This is a genomic window from Lysobacter antibioticus HS124 (genome assembly GCF_000336385.2).
GTDB classification, from domain to species: Bacteria; Pseudomonadota; Gammaproteobacteria; order Xanthomonadales; family Xanthomonadaceae; genus Lysobacter; species Lysobacter firmicutimachus.
On the sequence record NZ_HG424475.1, the window covers coordinates 1 to 4,031 of the forward strand.

Consider the following 4,031-nt stretch of genomic DNA (forward strand, 5'->3'; position numbering starts at 1 on the left):
AAAGCGCGGCGAGAGTGAAGGATGGCGGTCGCGGCTTGCGCCGCTCCTACAGGGGCCCCAGGACAAAGACGCGGCGAGAGTGGAGGATGGCGGTCGCGGCTTGCGCCGCTCCTACAAGAGGCTCGATCCCGAATTCCTAGCCTGAACGCAGCGACGCCAGCCGCTGCGCCAGCTTTTTCGGCGATACCCCGCCGCGTACGCCCAGCTCTTGGGCGAACAGCGACACGCGCAGCTCCTCGATGTCCCAGCGCAGCGACTGCCAGCCAGGCTCGTCCGCGCGCCCCTGCGCCGAGGCCTGCGCATAGGCGTCGACGAAGGGCTTGAGTTCGAGCATGCGCGCCTGGTCGCGCACCGGATCGCGCAGGGCGCGCTCGCTGCGCACCGACAAGGCCTTGAGATAACGCGGATACTCGGCCAGCACCGCGGTCGGCACCGTGCGCAGGAAGCCGGGCGGAGTCAGCGTCGCCAACTGCGCGCGCATGTCGTCGAGGTTGCCGCTGGCCCAGCCCATCAGCGGCGATTCCAGCCGCGCGCGCACTTCGGCGACCGCGGTCAGGATGCCCTCGGCCTGCTTCAGCCGCTCCATCGCCTCCGCGAACAGGCGCTTGGCGACCGCCTCGCGGCGCGCCTCGAACACGGCCGCATCGCGCACCGCCAGCAACTCCTCGTCGCTGCCGAACAAGGACTGCAAGGCGCCGTCGACCAGGTCCTCGCGCAACCGGTCGCCGTCGCGCGGCCGGTCCTGCGCGGCGCGGCCTTGCGGCGTGGCGGCCTGCGCCTCGCGGGTCGCCGATACGCGCTCCTGGCGCGGCGCGGCCGATTCGATCGCCGCGTACAGCAAGCCGGTCTTGGGCTGCACCGGCAACTGTTTGCGCGCCTGCTTGAGCTTGTCGCCCAGGCCCAGCGCCAACAGCCGGCGCACACCGTCCGGATGCGCGCGCTGCGCCGCCTCGCGCTCGGCGTGCACGCGCAGCGACACGCTGTCGCCGTCGTCGTGCAGGGCCGGAAACGCCGGCACCCCGGCCGCGCCGGGCACCGACCGCGGTATGGCCTGTTCCGGGAAGGCGGTCAGCCCGCGCTGGCCCAAGCCGTCGGCGGCGCGCGCCGCGAACGCGCGCGCAGCGCGCTCGCCGAAACGCGCGCGCAGCTCGTCGAGATCGCGCGACTCGGCCAGCACCGTGCCCTCGCCCTTGCCGCGCCCGGTCGGCACGTCCAGCAGGCACAGGTTCATGCGCAGGTGCGGCTCGATCGCGGCGGCGTCGAAGTCGGTCGCCGCCACCTCCACCCCGGTCAGCTTGCGCAGGAAACGCGCCAGCACGCCGGCCAGGTCGTCGGCCTCCGGCTTGGGGTGGGCCTCGCAGAAGGCCTTGGCGAAGTCCGGCGCCGGAACGAAATTGCGGCGCAAGGTCTTCGGCAACGACTTGATCAGCGCCGCCGCCTTGTCGGCGACGAAGCCGGGCGCCAGCCACGACAGCTGCGCCGGGTCGAGCGCGTTGAGCAAGTGCAGCGGCACCGCCAGGGTCATGCCGTCGTCGACCGCGCCGGGTTCGAAGCGATAGCGCACCGCCAGGCGCGCGTTGCCCAACTGCAGGTAAGGCGGGAACCGCGCCGCCTCGCTTTCGCCGCCGACCATCAGATCGTCCAGCGACCACTCCAGCGCCGCTTTCTCCGCCGCCGGCAGCTTGCCGTACCACGCGTCCAGCGCCTGCACGTTGTGCACCTGCGCCGGCGTGCGGTCCAGGTACCACTGCGCCATCCATTCGTCGTCGACCACCAGGCCGGCGCGGCGGCGCTTGGCTTCTTCCTCGCGCGCCTTGGCCAGGGTCGCCAGATTGCGCGCCAGGAACGCGGCGCGGGTGTTGATCTCGCCGGTCACCAATGCGTCGCGGGCGAAGATCGCCCGGCTTTCCTCCGGGTACAGCGCGCCGTAATGCACCGGCCGCTTCGGCGCCAGCACCAGGCCGAACAGACTGATCTGCTCGCTGCCGACCACCCGCCCCTGCGAACGCGCCCAGCGCGGATCGTGGTGGCGTCGCGACAGCAGATGCGGCAATTCCTGGATCGCCCAGTCCGGTTCGATCGCCGCATTGGTCATCGACCACACCCGCTCGGTGTCGAGCAGGGTCGCCGACAGGACCCACGGCGGCGGCTTCTTGGCCAGCGGCGAACCGGGGAACAGGGTGAACTTGCGCCCGCGCGGACCGTCGTACAGGCCCTTGTCGCCGCGAAAGCCGATCTGGGTCGGCAGGCCGGCGATCAGGGCCCGGTGAAGCGTGGCATACGCCTCGGCATGGGGTATGGGAGATTCTTCGCGGTCCAGGCTGGGGTGGGCCGCCCTTGCCTTTACCGATCCCGAATCCCCCATCCCGAATCCCGTCTCCTCACACACCAACTTCAACTGCCGGTGCAGCTCGCGCCACTCGCGCATGCGCAGGAAGCCGAGGAAGTGCTTGTCGCACCACGCGCGCAGCTTGGACTGGGTCAGTTCCTCGTGCGCGGCCTGGTAGGCCTCCCACAGCTTGAGGATGCCGACGAATTCCGAACGCGGGTCGGCGAACAGCGCATGCGCGTTGTCGGCGGCGGCGCGTTGGTCGGCCGGGCGTTCGCGCGGGTCTTGGATGCCCAGGAACGACGCGATCGCGATCATCTCGCGCAGGCAACCGTGCTGGTTGGCGGCCACCAGCATGCGCGCCAGCTTCACATCGACCGGCAGGCGCGCCATGGCGCGGCCGACGGCGGTCAGCTTGCGCTGCTCGTCGATCGCGCCGAGTTCGCTCAGTTGCTGCCAACCGTCGGCGATGGCGCGGCCGTCGGGCGGTTCCAGGAACGGAAACTCCTCGATCTGGCCCAGGCCCAGCGAAAGCATGCGCAGGATCACCCCGGCCAACGCGGCGCGGCGGATTTCCGGGTCGGTGTAGCGCGGCCGCGATTCGAAATCGGCCTCGCTGTAGAGGCGGTAGCAGGTGCCTTCGCTGATGCGGCCGCAACGGCCTTTGCGCTGGTCGGCGCTGGCCTGGCTGACCGGCTCGATGTGCAGCCGGTCGAGCTTGCCGCGCGGGCTGTAGCGCTTGACCCGGGCCAGGCCCGGGTCGACCACGTAGCGGATCCGCGGCACGGTCAGCGAGGTCTCGGCGACGTTGGTGGCCAGCACGATGCGCCGCTTCGGCCCGGGGTTGAACACCCGGTCCTGGTCGCGCACCGACAGGCGCGCGTACAGCGGCAGCACTTCGGTCTCGCGGTACTTGCGCCGCTCCAGCGCCTGGTGGGCGTCGCGGATCTCGCGCTCGCCGGACAGGAACACCAGCACGTCGCCGCGCGGATCCTCGCGGGTGATTTCGTCGCAGGCCGCGACGATGCCCTCGTTGACGCTCATCGCCGCCTTGGAGTCTTGCGACGAAGCGCCTCCCGTCCCGCGGCGTTCCGCTTCTGCCAATCCCGAATCCCGATTCCCGAATCCCGGCTCCAACGGCCGATAGCGCACGTTGACCGGATAGCCGCGGCCTTCGACGCTGACCACCGGCGCGCCGCCGAAGTGGGCGGCGAAACGCTCGGTGTCGATGGTCGCCGAGGTCACGATGACCTTGAGGTCGGGACGCTTTTTCAGCAGCTGCTTCAAATAGCCGAGCAGGAAATCGATGTTGAGGCTGCGTTCGTGCGCCTCGTCGATCAGGATGGTGTCGTAGGCCGACAGCCAGCGGTCGGACTGGATTTCGGCCAGCAGGATGCCGTCGGTCATGAACTTGACCGCGGTGCGCTCGCCGACATTCTCGTTGAAGCGCACCTGGTAGCCGACCGCGCCGCCCAGCGGAGTGTTCAGCTCCTCGGCCACGCGCCGCGCGACCGCGCGCGCGGCGATCCGGCGCGGCTGGGTGCAGCCGATCAGGCCGGCGGCGCCGCGGCCGGCGGCCAGGCACAGCTTGGGCAGCTGGGTGGTCTTGCCCGAGCCGGTTTCGCCGGCGATCACCACCACCGGATGCTTGCGGATCAGCTCGACGATGGTGTCGGCCTGGCCGGCGATCGGCAGCGCGGGG

General features: G+C 70.7%; 1 pseudogene. It reads right to left on the minus strand.

The features are described from left to right. Positions 1–136 precede the first annotated feature (136 nt). Positions 137–4,031, minus strand: a pseudogene (gene hrpA, locus TX83_RS07925) (ATP-dependent RNA helicase HrpA); the annotation flags it as partial.